This is a genomic window from Micromonospora sp. D93 (assembly GCF_018070365.1).
Classification (GTDB): Bacteria; Actinomycetota; Actinomycetes; order Mycobacteriales; family Micromonosporaceae; genus Micromonospora; species Micromonospora ureilytica.
Genome location: NZ_JAGPXW010000009.1, coordinates 163,916 through 182,569, shown reverse-complemented (window position 1 = coordinate 182,569; position 18,654 = coordinate 163,916). Strand labels below are relative to the sequence as shown.

The 18,654-nt window shown below is 71.7% G+C and carries 15 protein-coding genes and 1 pseudogene; 8 read left to right on the top strand and 8 right to left on the bottom strand.

What is annotated here, in order from left to right; all coding sequences use genetic code 11:
• Nucleotides 1-2 precede the first annotated feature (2 nt).
• From KBX71_RS13625 to KBX71_RS13615, 3 genes are all read left to right on the top strand, one after another.
• Entirely contained in the window at nt 3-257 is a 255-nt protein-coding gene (locus tag KBX71_RS13625) for a MoaD/ThiS family protein (RefSeq protein WP_210818264.1), read from the top strand.
• 13 nt (nt 258-270) lie between these two features.
• Complete coding sequence (locus KBX71_RS13620) at nt 271-1,515, top strand: metallophosphoesterase (RefSeq protein WP_124819772.1); 1,245 nt, start codon at nt 271-273, stop codon at nt 1,513-1,515.
• A gap of 61 nt (nt 1,516-1,576) precedes the next feature.
• Complete coding sequence (locus KBX71_RS13615) at nt 1,577-4,756, top strand: UvrD-helicase domain-containing protein (protein WP_210818263.1); 3,180 nt, start codon at nt 1,577-1,579, stop codon at nt 4,754-4,756.
• Nucleotides 4,757-4,880: 124 nt separating this feature from the next.
• On the opposite strand, the gene KBX71_RS13610 is transcribed toward KBX71_RS13615, so the two are convergent.
• Together KBX71_RS13610 and KBX71_RS13605 are read right to left on the bottom strand one after the other, a co-directional pair.
• On the bottom strand, nt 4,881-5,558 hold the full coding sequence (locus KBX71_RS13610) for a prepilin peptidase (protein WP_307847059.1): 678 nt from the start codon (nt 5,556-5,558) through the stop codon (nt 4,881-4,883).
• On the bottom strand, nt 5,545-6,549 hold the full coding sequence (locus tag KBX71_RS13605) for an EamA family transporter (protein ID WP_210818262.1): 1,005 nt from the start codon (nt 6,547-6,549) through the stop codon (nt 5,545-5,547). The genes KBX71_RS13610 and KBX71_RS13605 overlap by 14 nt, the downstream gene beginning before the upstream one ends.
• A 375-nt stretch (nt 6,550-6,924) precedes the next feature.
• On the opposite strand from KBX71_RS13605, the pseudogene KBX71_RS33700 reads away from it, so the two are divergent.
• The 3 genes and pseudogenes from KBX71_RS33700 to KBX71_RS13590 all read left to right on the top strand — a co-directional run.
• Nucleotides 6,925-7,410: pseudogene (locus KBX71_RS33700) on the top strand (hypothetical protein); the annotation flags it as partial.
• A gap of 401 nt (nt 7,411-7,811) precedes the next feature.
• Nucleotides 7,812-8,261, top strand: a complete 450-nt coding sequence (locus KBX71_RS34575; protein WP_210818289.1) for a hypothetical protein — start codon at nt 7,812-7,814, stop codon at nt 8,259-8,261.
• 135 nt (nt 8,262-8,396) lie between these two features.
• Nucleotides 8,397-9,638: an ATP-binding protein gene (locus KBX71_RS13590; RefSeq protein WP_210818260.1), complete on the top strand. Its 1,242-nt coding sequence runs from the start codon at nt 8,397-8,399 to the stop codon at nt 9,636-9,638.
• Nucleotides 9,639-9,662: 24 nt separating this feature from the next.
• Here KBX71_RS13590 and KBX71_RS13585 read toward each other — a convergent pair whose 3' ends face one another.
• Complete coding sequence (locus tag KBX71_RS13585; protein ID WP_307847058.1) at nt 9,663-10,211, bottom strand: N-acetyltransferase; 549 nt, start codon at nt 10,209-10,211, stop codon at nt 9,663-9,665.
• A 133-nt stretch (nt 10,212-10,344) separates the two neighbouring features.
• On the opposite strand from KBX71_RS13585, the gene KBX71_RS13580 reads away from it, so the two are divergent.
• Both KBX71_RS13580 and KBX71_RS13575 read left to right on the top strand, forming a co-directional pair.
• Entirely contained in the window at nt 10,345-10,890 is a 546-nt protein-coding gene (locus KBX71_RS13580) for a DoxX family protein (RefSeq protein WP_124816647.1), read from the top strand.
• Between the two features lie 215 nt (nt 10,891-11,105).
• Nucleotides 11,106-12,572 carry a glycosyltransferase 87 family protein gene (locus tag KBX71_RS13575; protein WP_124816645.1) on the top strand — a complete coding sequence of 489 codons (1,467 nt, stop codon included), beginning with the start codon at nt 11,106-11,108 and terminating at the stop codon, nt 12,570-12,572.
• Nucleotides 12,573-12,576: 4 nt separating this feature from the next.
• On the opposite strand, the gene KBX71_RS13570 is transcribed toward KBX71_RS13575, so the two are convergent.
• From KBX71_RS13570 to KBX71_RS13550, 5 genes are all read right to left on the bottom strand, one after another.
• On the bottom strand, nt 12,577-13,005 hold the full coding sequence (locus KBX71_RS13570) for a molybdenum cofactor biosynthesis protein MoaE (protein ID WP_210818258.1): 429 nt from the start codon (nt 13,003-13,005) through the stop codon (nt 12,577-12,579).
• Nucleotides 13,002-14,258: a molybdopterin molybdotransferase MoeA gene (locus tag KBX71_RS13565; protein ID WP_210818257.1), complete on the bottom strand. Its 1,257-nt coding sequence runs from the start codon at nt 14,256-14,258 to the stop codon at nt 13,002-13,004. Before KBX71_RS13565 ends, KBX71_RS13570 begins: the two co-directional genes overlap by 4 nt.
• A 76-nt stretch (nt 14,259-14,334) precedes the next feature.
• Complete coding sequence (locus KBX71_RS13560; protein WP_124816639.1) at nt 14,335-14,805, bottom strand: molybdenum cofactor biosynthesis protein B; 471 nt, start codon at nt 14,803-14,805, stop codon at nt 14,335-14,337.
• Nucleotides 14,802-15,293, bottom strand: coding sequence for a cyclic pyranopterin monophosphate synthase MoaC (gene moaC / locus KBX71_RS13555; RefSeq protein ID WP_210818256.1), 492 nt, complete (start codon nt 15,291-15,293; stop codon nt 14,802-14,804). Before moaC ends, KBX71_RS13560 begins: the two co-directional genes overlap by 4 nt.
• A 264-nt stretch (nt 15,294-15,557) precedes the next feature.
• Nucleotides 15,558-18,623, bottom strand: a complete 3,066-nt coding sequence (locus KBX71_RS13550; RefSeq protein WP_307847060.1) for a BTAD domain-containing putative transcriptional regulator — start codon at nt 18,621-18,623, stop codon at nt 15,558-15,560.
• Nucleotides 18,624-18,654: the final 31 nt, after the last annotated feature.

Genomic DNA, 18,654 nt, shown 5'->3' with positions numbered 1-18,654 from the left:
GCATGGAGGGGACACCGCTGACCGTCCGCTACTTCGCGGGCGCCCGCGCCGCCGCCGGCCGCGCCGAGGAGGCCCTCCCCGGAGGGCGGTCCCTCGACGACCTCACGGCCGAGCTGACCCATCGCCACGGCGACCGGCTCGCCGGGGTGCTGCGGGTCGCGAGTTTCCTCGTGAACGGCGTCACCTGTCATGATCGTCAGGCACCCCTACCGGCCGGGGCCACGATCGACGTCCTGCCCCCGTTCGCGGGCGGCTGAGGGAGGCGCACACATGATGGCGGTTGTGGGGTTCGTGGCTGTCCTGGCGCTGGTCACCGGTCTCATCCACCTCTACCTGTGGAAGCGACTCGTTCGGGACACCACGACGCCGGGCCGCTGGCGACGGGTCGGCGGAATCGCCGCCCTGGTGCTGGCCCTACTCGTGCCGGTCACCCTCGCCGGGACGCAGGCCGGGCTCTACTGGCTCGCCTGGCCGGGCTACCTGTGGCTCGCGCTGATGTTCTACCTGCTTGTCGTACTGGTCGTGCTGGAAGTCCCGATGCTTGTCACCCGGCTGGTGCTGCGCCGCCGGGTGGTTGCCGCGGAACCGACCACCGCGGCGCCCGAGCCGGTGCTGGTCGGCGCCGCCGGGCCGACCGAGCCGCCGGCCGCCGGCGCCGTCGCGGCACCGGACCACGACCCGTCCCGCCGGTTGCTGCTGGCCCGTGGGGCGGCCATCTTCGCCGGCCTCACCGCCACCGGCGTCACGGGGTACGGCATCCGCACGGCGCTCGGCCCGCCCCACCTCGACCGGGTGCGGATCCCGCTCGCCAAACTCCCCCGCAGCATGGACGGCCTGCGCATCGCCACCGTCTCCGACATCCACCTCGGCCCGCTGCGCGGCCGGGCACACACCGAGCGGATCGTCGCCGCGATCAACCGGCTCGACGCGGACATCGTCGCGGTCGTCGGTGACCTGGTCGACGGCTCCGTCGCCGAACTCGGCTCGGCCGCCGCGCCGCTGCGCGACCTGCGCTCCCGCTACGGCAGCTTCTTCGTCACCGGCAACCACGAGTACTACTCCGGCGTGGAGGAGTGGGTCCAGGAGGTCGACCGGCTCGGTCTGCGGGTGCTGCAGAACCGGCGGCAGGAGATCCAGGCCCGGGGCGGTGTGCTCGACCTGGCTGGTGTGAACGACCTCACCGGGGCCGGCACCGGCCTCGCCGCCGGCCCGGACTTCGCCGCTGCCCTCGGTGACCGCGACCCGAGCCGTCCCGTGGTCCTGCTCGCGCACCAGCCGCTGGCGGCCAAGGAGGCGGCCCGGTACGGCGTCGACCTGCAACTTTCCGGGCACACCCACGGCGGGCAGATGGTGCCGTTCAACCTGGCCGTCAAGCTGGAGCAGCCGGTGGTCAGCGGGCTCGGCGAGGTCGACGGCACCAAGGTCTACGTGACAAACGGCGCCGGTTTCTGGGGGCCGCCGGTCCGGGTCGGCGCGGAACCGCAGATCAGTCTGGTCGAGCTGCGCTCGGCATAGCGGACGTCACGTCCGCGCGTGGCGGCGGCTGGCCGGCGCGGCGGGCGTGACAGGATGCGGCGTGCCCCCGTTCAGCGCCGTACCCCCCGGTGGCCTACCGCCATTCGTCGCGGACCTGCACATCCACTCGAAATACTCGCGCGCGTGCAGCCGTGACCTCACAGTGCCGAACCTCGCGTGGTGGGCCCGGCGTAAGGGCATCGGCCTGCTCGGCACCGGCGACTTCACCCACCCCGCCTGGTACGACCACCTGCGGGAGACGCTGCGTCCGGCCGAGCCGGGGCTGTACCGGCTCGACCCGGAGGCGGAGCGGGACATCGCCCGTCGGCTGCCACCCCGGCTCGCGCAGACGGCGGAGGCGGACCCGGTCCGGTTCATGCTGAGCGTGGAAATCTCCACCATCTACAAGCGGGACGACCGGACCCGCAAGGTGCACCACCTGATCTACCTGCCGGACCTGGACGCGGTGGCCCGGTTCAACACCGCGCTCGGCCGGATCGGCAACCTCGGCTCCGACGGCCGGCCGATCCTCGGACTGGACTCTCGCGACCTGCTGGAGATCACCCTGGAGGCCAGCCCGGACGGCTACCTGGTGCCGGCGCACATCTGGACGCCCTGGTTCTCCGCGCTGGGCTCGAAGTCCGGCTTCGACGCGATCGCGGACTGCTACGCCGACCTGGCCGAGCACATCTTCGCCGTGGAGACCGGGCTCTCCTCCGACCCCGCGATGAACTGGCGGGTCGGCAGCCTGGACGGCTACCAGTTGGTGTCCAACTCGGACGCGCACTCACCGCCGGCCCTCGGCCGGGAGGCGACAGTGCTGACCGCCGAACGGAACTACTTCGCCGTTCGGGAGGCGCTGCGTACCGGCGCCGGCCTGGCCGGCACCATCGAATTCTTCCCGGAGGAGGGCAAGTACCACGCGGACGGGCACCGGCTGTGTGGGGTCAACTGGTCTCCGGAGCGCACCCGGGCCGCCGAAGGGCGCTGCCCCGAGTGCGGCAAACCCCTCACCGTGGGTGTCCTCAGCCGGGTCGAGGAGCTGGCCGACCGCCCGGACGGGCACCGGCCGGCGCACGCCAGGGACGTCACCCACCTGGTGCCGCTGGCCGAGATCCTCGGCGAGATCAACAAGGTGGGTGCCCGGTCGAAGAAGGTCGAGGGACGGCTCAACGAGCTGCTGGCCGCACTCGGCCCCGAGCTGGAGATCCTGACCACCACACCGTTGACCGACATCGCCCATGCCGGTGGTGAGCTGCTCGCCGAGGGCATCGGGCGGTTGCGGCGCGGCGACGTCCGCCGAGTGCCCGGCTACGACGGCGAGTACGGCGTGATCACGCTCTTCGACAGGGCCGAGCTGGGCGCGCAGGAGACGCTGTTCGACGTACCCGTGCCGGCGCAGCGACGGCCCACCGAGCCGGCTCCCCGGGTCGCGGCCAAGCGCCCCGCGGCGGCGAAGTCGGAGCCGAAGCGGAAGCCGGTTCCGACGCCCGCACCGCCGATCGCGTCGCCGCCGTCTCCGCACGAGCCGTTCGAGCCGATGCTCTCCGGCATGGAGGAGGTCGGCACCGGCCTGCTGGACCGACTGGACGCCATGCAGCGAGTGGCCGCCTCCGCACCCGGCGGCCCGCTGCTCATCGTTGCCGGTCCGGGCACCGGCAAGACCAGGACGCTCACCCACCGGATCGCGTACCTCTGCGCGGAGCTGAACGTCTTCCCCGAGCACTGCCTCGCGATCACGTTCACCCGCCGGGCCGCCGAGGAGCTGCGACACCGCCTCGACGGCCTGCTCGGCCCGGTAGCCGAGGACGTCACAGTGGGTACGTTCCACGCGCTGGGCTTGACCATCCTGCGGGAGAACGCCGCCACGGCGGGCCTCCCGGCCGACTTCCGGATCGCCGACGACGCCGAGCGGGCGGCAGCCCGCACCGAGGCCGGCGACGACAGCGCCGCCTACACGTCGCTGCTGCGCAAACAGGACCTGGTCGACCTGGACGAGCTGGTGACCCTGCCGGTGGAGCTGCTACGGGCCGACCGGAAGTTGGTCGAGCGGTACCGGGACCGCTGGCGGTGGATCTTCGTCGACGAGTACCAGGACGTCGACGAGGTGCAGTACGAACTGCTGCGGCTACTCAGCCCCGCCGACGGCAACCTCTGCGCGATCGGCGACCCGGACCAGGCGATCTACTCGTTCCGGGGTGCCGACGTCGGCTACTTCCTGCGCTTCTCCGAGGACTTCACCGACGCCCGACTGGTCCGGCTCAACCGCAACTACCGTTCGTCGGCCCCGATCCTGGCCGCCGCCGTGCAGGCCATCGCACCGTCCTCGCTGGTCCGGGGCCGACGACTGGACCCGGCGCGGCTCGACCCGGAGGCCCCGCTGGTCGGACGCCACCCGGCGGGGTCCGTCGCCGAGGAGGCCGACTTCGTGGTGCGTACCGTCGACGACCTGGTCGGCGGGCTCTCGCACCGCTCACTGGACTCCGGGCGCATCGACGGCCGGTCCACCTCGCTGTCGTTCTCCGACATCGCCGTGCTGTACCGCACCGACGCGCAGGCCGCCCCGATCGTGGACGCCCTGACCCGGGCCAACATCCCCGTACAGAAGCGTTCCCACGACCGGCTGCGGGATCGGCCCGGGGTGGCGGCCATCGCCCGCGAGCTACGACACGCCGACGGCCTGGCCGGCTCGCTGGCCGCCCGGGTGCGGCTGGCCGGTCAGGTGGTCGCGGAGCGGTTCGCCGTGCCCACCCTGGACGGCGCGGCCAGCGCGGTCCGTCCCGAGGACGTCCGCTCGGCCGTGGACCTGCTGACCCCGTTGGCCCGACGCTGCGGCGACGACCTGGAGACCTTCCTGTCGCAGTTGGCCACCGGCGCGGAGGTGGACGCGCTCGACCCGCGTGCCGAGGCGGTCACACTGCTCACCCTGCACGCCGCGAAGGGCCTGGAGTTCCCGGTGGTCTTCCTGGTCGGCGTCGAGGACGGGCTGCTGCCGCTGCGCTGGCCGGGCTCGACGCCCGACGAGGACGCCATCGCCGAGGAGCGCCGGCTCTTCTTCGTCGGCCTGACCCGGGCCCAGGACCGGCTGTACGTCAGTCACGCCGCCCGCCGCCTCCGCCACGGCACCGAGCGCGACTGCGCCCCCTCGCCGTTCCTCGGCGCCATCGACCCCGGCCTCTTCGAACGCTTCGGCGAAGCCGAACCCCGCCGCCCCAAGGACCGCCAACTCCGCCTGATCTAACCCCCGCGTCCCGCCCCCGCTCCGTCCCGCCGATCTTGCACTTTCGGTCGTCGTTTTGCGTGGGATGAACCTTATGCCGGCGCAGAAACTGCAAGATCGACGGTGCCGGGGCGGGGTTGGTGCGTTAGGCGAGGAGGACAGCTAGCCAGGCACCGGTCAGCAGGGCCGGGCCGAGGGGTAGCAGGGTGTTGCGGTGCACCTTTCGGGCGGCGAGCAGGCCGAGCACCAGGCCGCCGTGCAGCACGTGCGGCAGGAGCAGCCCCGCCAATAGGGCGTCCCTCCCCAACCAGCCGAGCGGCAGGCCGAGGACGGCGGCGAGTTTCACGTCCCCGAAACCCAGCCGGGAGCCAGGCAGCAGGGCCAGCAGCACGTACGCCGCGCCCGCGACCGCAGCACCTCCCAGCGCGCCGAGCAGCCGGCCGGGAGTGCCGGACAGCAGCGCCGCAGCGGTCAGACCCCCGAGGGCCAGCAGCCCGGCGACGAGGACCAGCGGGTCGGGCAGCCGCAGGCAGGCCAGGTCGACCCGCGCCAGCACCAGACCGACCGCCGCGACCGCGAGGAAGACCGGCAGCGCCGGGTTGTCACCCACGGCGACGGCAAGGCCGACAAAGACGCCGGCCGCCACCATCGGGTCGACCCAGGACCACCGGATCCGCTGCGACCCCGGAAACGCCAATGACCGGGCGTACGACGTGGCGAAGCGCCGCGACACCGGGGGTACGACGAGGCCGACCAGCGCACCGAGCAGTGCGATCGACACCAGCGCGGCGGCCGACATGGGCCGGACCTTACTGGCGGTCACGCACCGGTGTGTCCCCCGATCGTGATCCCGTGCCCGCTCGACGCGGCCGTTCGGTGGTCACCACCAGGGCGACCCCGGCGACGATGACGGCACCGCCGAGCAGCACCTGCGGGGTGATCGGCTCGGCCACCAGCAGCGCGCCGAGCGCCACCGCGACCGCCGGGTTCACGTAGGCGTACGTCGACACCAGCGAGATCGGCGCCTTCTGCAGCAGCCAGACGTACGCGGTGAAAGCCACCAGTGAGCCGGCCACCAGGAGGTAGCCCAGCGCCAACCAGGACCGGGTGCTGACCGCCGCGGGGTGGAAGTCGGCCAGTTCGCCCCGAGCGGCGGCGACGACGGCCAGCACCAGCGCGCCGGCCACCATCTCGTACACCGTGGCCACGAAGGGGTCGGCGGGCATCCGGATCCGTCCGGACAGGAACGACCCGACCGACCAGGAGGTTGCCGCCGCCACCACGGTCAACGCCCCGAGCAGCGGCACCGCGGCCGAACCACCGCCCGGCAGCACCAGCAGGACGAGGCCGACGAAGCCCACTGTGACGCCGGCGAACGTCCGGATCGGCGGCCGATCCCCGGTGGCCGAGCGCAACAGCACCACCAGCAGCGGCACGGTGGCCACCAGCAGCGCGGCGACCCCGGACGGCACCGCCACGCCCGGCGGCCCCGACTCGGCGAGCACCACCAGGCCGTTGCCACCGGCGAGCAGGAGCACCCCGACCAACGCGGCTGAGCCGAGTTGCCGCCGGTCCACCCGCAGCGCGCCGGGGCCTCGGCGTAGTCGCAGCACCACCGCCAGGATCAGGCCGGCCACGGCGAACCGGAGGGTGGCCGACAGCAGCGGAGGCAGCGTCTCCACGGCGATCCGGATGGCCAGGTAGGTCGACCCCCAGAGCAGGTAGACCACGATCAACGCGGTCCAGATCAGAGTCGGCGTGGCGCTGGCGCGACCACCGGCGAGGGCCGTGGCGCTCGGTGAAGGTGAGCTCATCAGTGGACCACGCTACGGTGACCTCGGAGTCCGCGTCGCGCTTTGGTGGCCGGCCTCTCACCACTCGTGCAGGAGGGCGGCATGACGAACTACGGACAACCGGGGGGCGGCCACCCGGGGTCGTGGCGTGGCCAGAGACCCGATGAGTCGCCGGGTCGCCCGGTGCAGCAGCAGTACCCGCCAGCGCCGGAGACCTACCCGCCAGCGGTCCCGTCGTACCCGCCCGCACCGCAGGGGCACCCAGGGCCGTACGGCGGCCCACCCACCCCGCCCTACGGTGCGGCGCCCGGCGCGCCCTACGGTGGCGGCGCGGGAACGCCCTACGGCGGCTCGTACCAGCCGAGCCCGGCGGGCCCGGCGTACGGCGGGCAGCCGTACCGGCCCGACGAGCCGTACGGCGAGGATCCGGCACCGGGTCGGCGGGGTCGGGGGCCGCTGATCGCGGTACTGGCGGTCGTCCTGCTGGTGGTGGCCGTCGCCGGCGCGTTCTGGTTCCGCCGTGGGCAGAGCGACCCGACGCCGGTAGCCGCGCCGAGCAGCTCGGCCGTTGCCGGTGAGCCCAGCGCGGACGCGGTCGAGCCCGCGCCGAGCGCCGCCGCGCCGGAGTCGTCGGCCGATCCGCGGTTCGCGAAGGTCGGCCAGTGCGTCCGCAACGACGGCACCGCCGGCGGCAAGCCGAAGCTGCTGATCAGCGGCTGTACCGCCAAGTCGTACGAGGTGTTGAGCCGGATCGACGGCCCGACCAGCGGCGAGCGGGACGCCGAGGCCAAGTGCGGCAAGGTCGAGGGTTACACCAACTGGTATTTCTTCGACAGTGAGCTGGACACTCTCGACTTTGTCCTCTGCCTCAAGCAGCGCTGAGACCACCCACCCCCGGGGATGACATGACGACCTACGGACCTGCGGGTTCCGATCAGCCGGACGACCCTTACCAGCGCCCGTCCAGCGGGCCGGACAGCTCACCACCTGTCGACCCGACAGTGCCCCAGTGGAGCGCCCCGCCACCCGCCGAGGACCCGACCCGGCAGCAGTGGGGTCCGCCGCAGACCGGCGCCGAGCCACCGACGGCACCCATGTGGGGGCCGCCGCCCACCAACCCGGAGCCGCCCACCAACCCGGAGCCGCCGACCACGCCGATGTGGGCGCCGCCGTCGCCCACCTCGGGCCCGGGCTACCCACCGCCCGGCCCTTTCCCGCCGGCCGGGCCGATGCCGGGTCAGCCACCCGCGCCGTGGGGTCAGCAGCCTCCCGGCGGCTACGGGATGCCACCCGTTGCGCCGGTGAAGAAGACCGGCCGCAACGTCGCTCTCATCATCACGGTGGTGGTGCTGCTCGTGCTGTGTCCGTGCCTGGGCCTGGCCGGTTGGGCGGTCTGGAAGGTCGCCGACGCTGGCAAGGATGCCGCGCGTACCCCGGCGACGAGTGCCCCTGTCGTCCCACCCGCTCTGCCCAGCGACGCCCCGCCGTCGGCCGTGCCGACCCCAGACGAGGAGTTCGCGAGGGGTGACTGCGTGGTGAACGACGGCAGTGAGGACAACGCGGAGCTCCGCAAGGTGCCGTGCGGCCCGAACACCTATCAGGTGCTGCTGCGGATTCCGGCGACCACCGACGGCGACCGGTGCGAGACGCTCGCGCCGCAGGCGACCGCGAACTACGTGCACGACAACTCGGTGGACCTGTTCGACTACGTGCTCTGCCTGAAGAAGCGGTAGCCCGATTGCCAAAACTAGGGCTGTCTAGCGTCCACGCTAGACAGCCCTAGTTTGTGGTCGACGATCTCGACACGCCGGTAGCCCCATCTATCCATGTCTAGCCTCGCAGCTAGATGGCCCGATAATCTGCGATGCGTGGATCCGGTCCGCAACCCGTACGCGCCGGGCGCCGGCCAGCGTCCGCCCGAACTTGCCGGGCGGGGGCGGGAGCTGGACGTCTTCGACATCGTGCTCGAACGCATCGCGCGGGGCCGACCCGAACGCAGCCTGATGCTCACCGGGCTGCGGGGCGTCGGCAAGACGGTTCTGCTCAACACCCTCCGGTCGCAGGCGATCAACCGACTCTGGGGCAGCGGCAAGATCGAGGCTCGACCGGACCAGTCGTTACGTCGACCGGTCGCCGCCGCGCTGCACATGGCGGTCCGTGAGCTCGCCCCCCGCCACCGCGCACCGGACCGGATCGACGCGTTCCTCGGCGTCCTCAAGGCGTTCGCCCAGCGCTCCACGCCGACCGGCCGGGCCGGCGCCGCCACGAAGCTGCGCGACCGGTGGCAGCCCGGCATCGACGTGCCGGCCGCCAGCGGTCGGGCCGACTCCGGCGACATCGAGATCGACCTCGTCGAGCTGTTCAGTGACGCCGCCGCCGTGGCCAGCGACGTCGGCACCGGCATCGCCATCTTCATCGACGAGATGCAGGACCTCGGCCCGGAGGACGTGTCCGCGCTCTGCGCCGCCTGCCACGAGCTGTCCCAGCTCGGCGCGCCGCTGATCGTCGTCGGCGCCGGCCTCCCGCACCTGCCAGCAGTGCTCAGCGCCGCCAAGTCGTACTCCGAACGGTTGTTCCGCTATCAACGCATCGACCGGCTCGACCGGATCGCCGCCGACCGAGCGCTCTGCGCGCCCGCCGAGCGCGAGGAGGTCGAGTACGAGCAGAAGGCACTCGACCTGCTCTACGAGAAGTCCGGCGGCTATCCCTACTTCGTCCAGGCGTACGGCAAGGCGACCTGGGACCACGCGCCGCGCTCGCCCATCACGGCCGCCGACGTGCGGGTCGCCGCGCCCGAGGCGGAGGCCGAGCTCGCGGTCGGGTTCTTCGGGTCCCGGTTCGAACGGGCCACTCCCGCCGAACGCGAGTACATGCGGGCGATGGCCACGATGTCCGCGGTAGAGGGCGATCCCGGCGCGCTGGTCCGCGACGACATGGACGCCGCGGTGCCCACCGCGGAGATCGCCCGTGCCCTCGGCCGCAAGCCAGCCAGCCTGTCCCCAGCCCGGGACGCGCTGATCAAGAAGGGCCTGATCTACTCCGGGGAGCGGGGCACTGTCGCCTTCACGGTCCCGCACTTCGGCAGGTACCTGCGGACACAGCCGGCCTGACCGCCACCCGGCGCGTCGACCCGGTCAGACCTTCGACCAGGGCGCCGGAAAGAGCACCTCACCGCGAGGCGGAGGGCCCTCCTCGCTGGTGGACGGAGGCAGCACCAGCGCCTGCCACGGCTCACCGAGGCCGGCCCAGGGGCCGGTCAGGCCCAGCTCGTTCGCCGGGCCGAACCCGAACCGGCGGTAGAAGGCCGGTGCTCCGAGGACGACGACGAGCCGCTCGCCCAGCTCGGTGGAGGCGTCCAGGGCGGCCTGGACGACCGCCGTGCCGTGCCCGACACGCTGCCGGTGCGGTGCGACCGCCACCGGGCCGAGCGCCAGGACGGGCACGTCCGAGCCTCGCTCCGGCCGCAGACGCACCCGGGTGAGCAGCGCGTAACCGACCACCTCGCCGCCGTACTCGGCGACCATGGCCACCTCCGGCAACCAGGCCGTGGTGTCGCGCAGCTCGTCGACCAGGCTGACCTCCGGCGGCGTCGCCACGTCCGGGCGGGCGAAGGCGGCGGCCAGCACGCGGCGAACCGAGCCGGCGTCGGCCGGGCCCTCGGGGCGTAGCCGCAGCGTGGTCACCCGCGCGACGTTACCCGCCAGCGCCCGTCCATCCGTGACGGTCGCTCGATTCGGCGTGGCGTACGTGTACGAACACCAATCCGATCCTGCGGTTGCCGGGGTAGCAAACGTCGCGACGGGGTATGACTGATCCATGACGCCCGTACGTTCCCTCGCCCGCGCCATGCTGAGCGGCATCTTCGTGGTCAGCGGGTATCGCAACTTCCGCGACCCCGGCCGGCTCGCGGTGGCCGCCCAACCGGTGACCGACAAGGTCGCACCGATGCTGAAGAAGGCACACCCGAGCTTCCCCACCGAGACCGAGACGCTGATCCGGCTCAACGCGGCCGTGCAGGTCAGCGCCGGTCTGATGCTGGCCTCCGGCCGGTTCAGCCGACCCGCGGCCCTGGTCCTCGCCGGCACGCTGGTGCCGGTGACCATCGCGGGCCATCCCTTCTGGAACAACGACGACCCGACCGCCAAGAACAACAACCAGATCCACGCCCTGAAGAACCTCGGGCTCCTCGGCGGTCTGCTGCTCGCCGCCGCGGACACCGGCGGCAAGCCTGGTTTGCGGTGGCGGACAGGCCATCGCATCGGCCACTCTCGACGTTCCATGCAGCGCGCCGTCCGGACCGCCCGACGTGAGGCCCGAATCGCCGTCCGCTCCGCGTCCACCGCACGTCGTCTTCCCGGCTGACCTGCGTCGATCCGTCTCTGTCTCACCCCCACCCCCCGCTAAGGCCACGAATCACCTGAACCACCCGGTAGGCGTTAACGCGGTGGAAATGTCAAAAACATGTGTGGGATCGGACACGGTCGCATAACGCGGGAGGCACAGACGTGAGGCGCCGTTCTAGGCTCCGTGCAGGACCTGGACGGGTAGGACGACCTTGGTACGGGGGTGGCCACGCCATGCCGACGGCTGTCGGTAGACGGGCGGACCGCCTCGCCCCAATCCAACGTGTGTCACGCGGGATCGACCGCGTGACGCGCGGGATCGATCGCAGGAACGTCGTACGGGGCGCCATCGTGGCCGCCGTCGCCTATGCCGCATGGCTCGCCATCGGCACCTTCGGGCGGCCGTACAACTTCTTCGACATGAAGATCTACCACGGTGCCGTGGTGTGGTGGGCGAGCGGTCACGAGCTCTACGAGTTCATCGCGCCCGGAACCACACTCGGGTTCACCTACCCACCCTTCGCCGGGCTGGTCATGCTGCCGATGGCGCAACTACCGATCGGCGCGGCCGGCTTGGTCAACGCTGCCGCCAGCATCGCCGCGTTGGCGCTGGTGCTGGCCGGGTTGCTCCGACCCATCGTGGACCGGCTGGGGTGGCCACTGTGGTTCACGGTGGCCGTGGCGGTGCCGCTCGCGGTCGCCATCGAGCCAGGTCGGGAGACGCTCGGCTACGGCCAGGTCAACATCCTGCTGTTCGCCCTGATCATGGCTGACCTGATCGGCCTTCGCTGGCGGTCCCGCCGAGGCACCCACTACGCCGCCACCGACGGCCCGCTGCTGCGCTTCATCTACGGCGGGGCGTGGGCCGGAGCTGGTATCGGCCTCGCCACCGCGGTCAAGCTCACCCCGGCGCTGTTCATCGCCTACCTGCTGATCACCCGTCAGTGGCGGGTGGCGGCCACCGCCATCGGCACCACGATCGGCGTGACGGTGGGAACCTTCGCGATCGTCGGTGACGAGTCGCGGACCTACTTCGGCAGCGTGCTGTGGCAGACCGAACGCGTCGGCGCGGCGGACATGACGCCCAACCAGTCCCTCGCCGGTCTGCTCGCCCGGCTGTATGACTCGATCGAGACCCCGGGGCTGCTGTGGCTCGCCTTCTCGGTGCTGGTCCTGGCGCTGGGCCTGTCCCGGGCGGCCAGTTCCCGGGCCGACGGTGACGAGCTGACCGCCTTCACGCTGGTCGGCCTCACCGCGAACGTGATCAGCCCGATCTCCTGGACGCACCACCTGGTCTGGGTGATCCCGGCGATCATCGTGCTGGCCGACGCCGCGGTACGTCGCCGCGAGGCGAGCCGGGGGATGCCGCAGCGCACCGGCCAGGGGCCGGTCTTCGGCGGTTTACCCGGGGTCAACGGGCTCCGCCCACCGATCTGGTACCCGACGCTGACCGGGCTGCGCCACGGCGTCGCCGCGATCGGGCTCTACCTGCTCTTCCTGATCTCGCCCATCTGGCCGTACGAACACCAACTGCCGGAGATGTCGCACTACCAGGACGGGCTGTTCGGAGCACTTATGGAGAACTCGCTCGCGCTCGCGCTGATCGTGTTGGTCGCCGCGCTGCCCTGGCGTCCGGGTGCGGAACCGGCGTTCTACGGCGACCGGCTCGCCAGGGCCGTGGTGGTCAACGGCCACCGCTGAGCGATCAGGGGCAGTTGACCCATTCCTCGGTGCCGTCGGTGAAGACCTGCCGCTTCCAGATCGGCAGTCGCGCCTTGACCTCGTCCACCAGCCGGGCGCAGGCCGCGAAGGCCGCCGCCCGGTGCGCTGTGCTCACCGCGGCGACCAGCGCCACGTCACCGATAGCCAGGGGGCCGACCCGGTGCGAGACCGCCACCGCGTAGACATCGGGCTCCGCGGCGATCTCGGCGGCCACCTGACGCAGCACCTGTGCGGCGCTCGGGTGCCCCTCGTACTCCAGGCTCGTGACCTGGCGGCCGTGGTCGTGGTCGCGGACCACGCCCTGGAACGACACCACGGCGCCGGCCCGGCGGTCGGCGACCGCCGCCTCGTGCGTCGCGAGGTCGAGCGGCTGGTCGGTGACCTCGCCGAAGGTGATCGTTGGTGCGGTCACGAAGCACGCTCCCCGGGAAACAACGGCAGTGGCACGATCGGCACCCGGTCGCCCGGCTCGCCGCTGGTGCCTGGTCGGATGACCGCGAACCCGTCCGCGCCGGCCAGGCCGCGCAGCATCGCCGAGCCGACGTGGCGGACCGGCGACGCGACACCGGCGGCCCGGTCCAGTCGGACCAACGCCAAGTGGGTGTGGTCACCGCGACCGGGCACCGCCTCGGCCAACGTGACCTGCGGCAGCACCGGCATCGACCGGCCCTGGAGGCCGGCGAGCAGCGGAGCGACAAGCGACACCAGCGCGACGATGGCGGACTGCGGGTTGCCCGGCAGCCCGGCCACGAACCGGGCTCGCCCGTCGGGGCCGGTCAGCCGGGCCAGCAGCATCGGGAAGCCAGGGCGGACCGCCACCGTGTTGACCACGTAGTCGGCGCCGAGCGCCTCCAGGGTCGGGTGCAGGTGGTCGACCGGGCCGTTCATCGTGCCGCCGGTGGTGCAGACCAGATCGGCGTTGTTCAGCGCCGAGCGCAGGGCCGCCACGTGCGCGGGCAGCGTGTCGGCCACCGGGCCGACCACGTCGGATGGGCGGACCTGACAGCCGTACCGCCGCAGCCACGCCGGCACCGCGGGGCCCAACGCGTCGCGGACGCGACCGGCCGCTGGTGGGCCCGCCGTCAGCAGCTCGTCGCCGAAAACCAGCAGCGCGGCACGCGGCGCCCGCCGGACCCGCAGAGTGTCGTGCCCGCAGGCGGCCGCCAGGCCGATAACCGCCGGGTCGACAGGCGTGCCGGCCGGCAACAACTGCTCATCGGCGTACGCCTCCTCGCCGGGTTTCCGCCACTCGGGCGTCTCCCGGGGAACGCCGCTGACCAGGCCGTCAGCACTCGTCGACTCTTCCACGCGCAGCACGGCGGTGGCGCCCTCGGGCACCATCGCACCGGTCGCGATCTCGACGGTCGTGTCGTCCTCGGTGAGCGGCGCGGGGGTGCTGCCGGCAAGGACCCGGCCGACGACGCGCCACGGCCCACGCCCGCGCACCGCCCAGCCATCGACGCTGGAGGTCGGGAACGCCGGCAGGTCGGTGCGGGTGGTCAACGGCTCGGCCAGGGTCGACCCGTCGGTGTCGACGAGTGGGCGTGCGACGGCGGGTAGCGCGGCGGCCAGACCGACCGCGTAGACCCGCGAACGCGCTTCTTCCCACCCGGCTGGCGGCGGTGCGGCGACCCGATCCGCGGTGGGTGCGGTTTCCGTGCTCACCGACCGAGCCTATCGGCACGGACCGACACCCGCCGGGGCCTGGCGCGCACCGGTCAGTGGTCCCGCCGCGAAGCGGTCAGTGGTCCCCGCCGCGAAGCTGGTCGACGGTGTGCCCGAGGATCGGCCCGAGGACGGCCAGGCCGTCCCGCGCACCACCGGTCGAGCCGGGCAGGTTGACCACCAGCATCCGGCCGGCGACCCCGGCCAGACCCCGGGACAGCACCGACGTCGGCACCCGGTCACGACTGTGCGCGCGGATCGCCTCGGCGATGCCGGGAATCTCGTAATCCAGCAGGCCCCGGGTAACGTCCGGTGTCCGATCCGACGGGGTCACCCCGGTGCCCCCGCTGGTCAGCACCACGTCGACACCGTCGGCGCGGGCGGCCCGCAGGGCATCGGAGACCGGCTCGCCGTCGGGCACCACCACCGGGTCGTCGACCTGGCAGCCCAACTCGCGCAGGCCGGCGACGAGCAGCGGCCCGCTGGTGTCGGCGTAGACACCGGCCGCGGCCCGATTGGAAGCGACGATCACCCGAGCCCGGATCACGGCCGGTCCTCCGGGCGGACCCACTCGCCGGTCTTGCCGCCCTCTTTGCGCAGCACCCGGACCGCCTCCACCGAGGCCGCCGGGTCGACCGCCTTGACCATGTCGATCAGGGCGAGACCGGCGACAGCGACCGCCGTCAGGGCCTCCATCTCCACCCCTGTCCGGTCCGCCGTGCGGGCGGTGGCCGTGATCTCCACGCTGTCGGCGGTCAGCCGCAGGTCGACAGTGACGCCGTGCAGGGCGATCGGGTGGCAGAGCGGGATCAGATCCGGAGTGCGCTTGGCCCCCATGATCCCGGCCAACCGCCCGACGGCCAACGCGTCGCCCTTGGGCAGCCCGTCGCGATGCAGCAGGTCGATGACCTCGGGTGTGGTCCGCAGACGGCCGGCCGCGACGGCCAACCGACCCGTCACCGCCTTGGCGGAGACGTCGACCATGCGGGCCGCGCCGGCGCGGTCGACGTGGCTGAGCTGCGCGGGTTCGGTCACGGTCGTGAGCCTATCGGTGCGGTACGACGGCGATCGGAAGGAGCGGCGTCACGCTGACGACCGCGCCGGGTGCTGACGACGCAACGCCCCCGCCGCCGCTCCTCCCTCACCGACCCGCCGCCGAGGTCGCTGGGGGGTGACCTGGCAGCGGGCGCGCGTCGACGACCCGGTTCTGCTCACTGGCAGAACCTCCCCCGTTCGCCGATACGGCCGGTAAGTTACCGGGCCTGCCGATAAGAAATCGATAAGCGACGTTCCGGCTGGTCAGCGTTCCGCGACCAGGGTTGCGTCAGTCAACTCGGCGAGGCGGCGTTCGGCCTCGAAGCGCTCCGGCACGCCCATCCGCCGGAAGATCGCCAACGCCCGCTCCCAGTGCCGTCGGGCCTCGACCGGGTCCGCGCGGACGAAGTGTTCGGCAAGCCCGGCCAGCGCTCGACCCTGCTCGTGTGGATGCGCGATCCGAGTGGCCAACCGCAACGCCTCCCGGTGCACCTCGAACGCCTCGCCACCTCGCCCCTGCGCCAGCAGGGTGCGCCCGAGTTCGTTAAGCGCAGCCGCCTCGACGTGTCGCTCCCCCGAACCGATCGACAGCTTCCGAGCCAACTCATGCTCCTGCTGGGCCTCCACCAGACGACCCAGACCGCGATAGGCGATCCCGAGGTCGTTGCGCACCTCGGCCTCGGCGTACCGGTGGCCGGTGCGATCGCGCAGCGCCAAGGAGGCCAGGAGAATGCGGATCGCCTGCGGAAGGTCACCCATCCGGAGCCGTACGGCGCCGATGTGGCTGAGAGCGTTGAGTGTGTGGAACTCGTCGGAGTTCGTTCGGGCCCACGCCAGGTGCAGGCGGTGCATCCGCAATGCCTCCTCGTAACGGCCCAGGGCTGAGAGCGCCAGACCGAGATTTGGCAGCAGGATGGATCCGCCGACATTCCCGTACACCTTGTAATCGCGCAGACACGCGAAGCCGAGCTTCACCGACTCCGACAGGTGACCGCTCCACCAGTAGACAGCGGCGAGGTTCGCGCGGTACCGGGCAGGGTTCAGCGCGTCCCGCGAGTTGCGGGAGAGCTCGACCGAGCGGGTCAGGTGATCGAGCGCCCCCTGCTTGTTCCCGGTGCGGACGTAGGCAGATGCCAGGTAGTTGTTCATCAGCGCGAGCGCGTCGATGTCCTCGGCGGCCTCCGCCGCCTCCAGCCCATGACGATGGGTCAGGATGATGTCTTCGAAGTAACCGCGGATGTAGCAAAACCGCCAGAGAGCGCGGGCCAGTTGCCAGCAGTGCTGGTGGAACCCCGACTCGCGTGCCGATAACACCATCGTCACCAGGTCCGTCCGTTCGGCCTCCAACCAGTCGGCGGTCGGCTCCCCGACGGCCTCGACGAGTTCGAGCTGTCCGGTCGGAATGTGCGTCACCTGGGATCTGATGACGCCCGGCTCCAGCAGGTCGGCGACCTTCAGGACGACCTCCAGCGTGAAGTCGAACAGTCGAGCCAGTCCACGTCGGCGGTCGTTCGAGGAGTCGGTACGCGAACACAGTTCGATGGAGTACTGCCGCATGAGGTCGTGCAGTCGATATCGCGTCGAGTCCAGGTCCTCCACCAGGTTCCTGTCGACAAGGTCGTCGAGCGCCGCGCGACTCTCCGCGATCGTCAGACCGGTCAGCGCGGCGACTGCCGGCGCGCCGAAGCGGCTGCCGGGGTACAGACCCAGGAATCGGAAGACACGCTTGGTCGAAGGTGGAAGCGGTTCATAGGAGGCAGCGAAGGCCCCGGTGACAGTGCTCTCCTCTTGAGCGAGATGGTGCAGCACCGGAGCATCGCCGGCCATCTGCTCGACCAGGTCCGCCAACCGCCAGCCGCGCCGATGCGCCAGCCTGGCACCGGCCAACCGAATCGCCAGTGGGAGATACCCGCACCGGCGCACCACCTCGGCGGCGGCATCCGGCTCGGCCTCGACCCGGTCCCGGCCGACGCTGAGGCAGAGCAGATCCACGCTCTCCTGCGGGCTCATCACCGGCAGGGTCCGCGACGGCCCGGCATCCGGGTGGGACAGCCGTCGTCGCGAGGTCACCAACACAACGGTGGTCGGCTCGGCCGGCAGCAGGGGCATGATCTGCTCGCTGCTCGCTGCGTTGTCGAGGATCACCACTGCCCTGCGGCGGGCCAACTCCTGTCGCCACAACTCCACCCTGTCGTCGAACTCCACCGGAACCCGGTCGGCCGGTATCCCAAGCTGTCGAAGCAGGGTGAACAGAGCACCCGCCGGCTCGATCCGGTTCTTGTCACCGTGCCCGCACAGATCGATGAACAACGCGGCGTCCGGGTATCGATCGGACAGCCGACGGGCGAGGTGCACGGCGAGGGCCGTCTTCCCGCTGCCCGCCATGCCGTCGATGATGTGCACGGCTGGCACCCGCTCCTCGACCCGCCGGGTCTCCGCCAGCAGCCGCAACACCACGTCCGCTCGGCCGACGAAGTCGGTGACAGCTCGGGGAAGGTGATCCACCGGGCTGATCCGAGCCGCTTGGTCCGATGCCGCGCCGACCGCCACGCCCGCTACCGAGCGCGCCTGGCCGGTTCCCCCAGCCCGTACGGCGGCACGCCCTGAACCTGGGCGCGACATGGCCCTGACGATGGAGCGGCGCAACTCTTCAAGATTGCCCCCGGGGCCCACTCCCAACTCAGTGGTCAGCGTCGCTCGGATCTCGTCGTACGCCGCCAGCGCCTCCGCGTTGTCGCCGCGCTCGTGCAGAGCCCGCATGAGAAGCACATAGGCCGGCTCGCGGAGAGGGTGGCGGGCCACCACTTCACGCAGCAGCGGAATTGCCAGGTCGTCCCGGTCCGATCGCAGGTGCACGTCGGCGAGGAGTTCCACGGTCAACAGCCGCTCCTCGTCGGCAACGGCGGTTCGGGAGGTGAGGACGGGCCCGAGCGGGACACCGGCGAGCATCGGACCATGCCACCGTGCCAGGGCGCGCTCCAGTAGCTCACGGGCACGGTCCAACTCGCCAGCCGTCAGTGCTTCCCGTCCCGCGTTGCGTTCCAGCTCGAAGCAAAAGACGTCGACCTGTTCCGGGTCGACCAGAAGCCGATAGCCGTTGCGTTGACGCGTGATGGCGTCACGAGCGGTCGGGTGAGCCTCGAAAGTCCGACGCAGATTGGCCGCATAGGTCCGCACATTAGCTACGGCCGATCGCGGTGGGCAATCGGCCCATAACTCATCGACAAGGTCGTCCACTGTGACCAGTCGCCCGGGCTGAACGGTGAGCATCGCGAAGACTACCTGTTGTTTTGGGGTACCCAGTTGCAAAGTGCGCCCGGGTAGTTGCACAGAGAGGCCGCCAAGAACTCGAATCTCCACC

Excerpts from the sequence above, each read along its gene's own strand:
- KBX71_RS34575 (WP_210818289.1), top strand. The coding sequence starts at position 7,812 with ATGCCACCCGTTGCGCCGGTGAAGAAGACCGGCCGCAACGTCGCTCTC.
- KBX71_RS13620 (WP_124819772.1), top strand. The coding sequence starts at position 271 with ATGATGGCGGTTGTGGGGTTCGTGGCTGTCCTGGCGCTGGTCACCGGT.
- KBX71_RS13575 (WP_124816645.1), top strand. The coding sequence starts at position 11,106 with ATGCCGACGGCTGTCGGTAGACGGGCGGACCGCCTCGCCCCAATCCAA.
- KBX71_RS13625 (WP_210818264.1), top strand. The coding sequence starts at position 3 with ATGGAGGGGACACCGCTGACCGTCCGCTACTTCGCGGGCGCCCGCGCC.
- KBX71_RS13605 (WP_210818262.1), bottom strand. The coding sequence starts at position 6,549 with ATGAGCTCACCTTCACCGAGCGCCACGGCCCTCGCCGGTGGTCGCGCC.
- KBX71_RS13580 (WP_124816647.1), top strand. The coding sequence starts at position 10,345 with ATGACGCCCGTACGTTCCCTCGCCCGCGCCATGCTGAGCGGCATCTTC.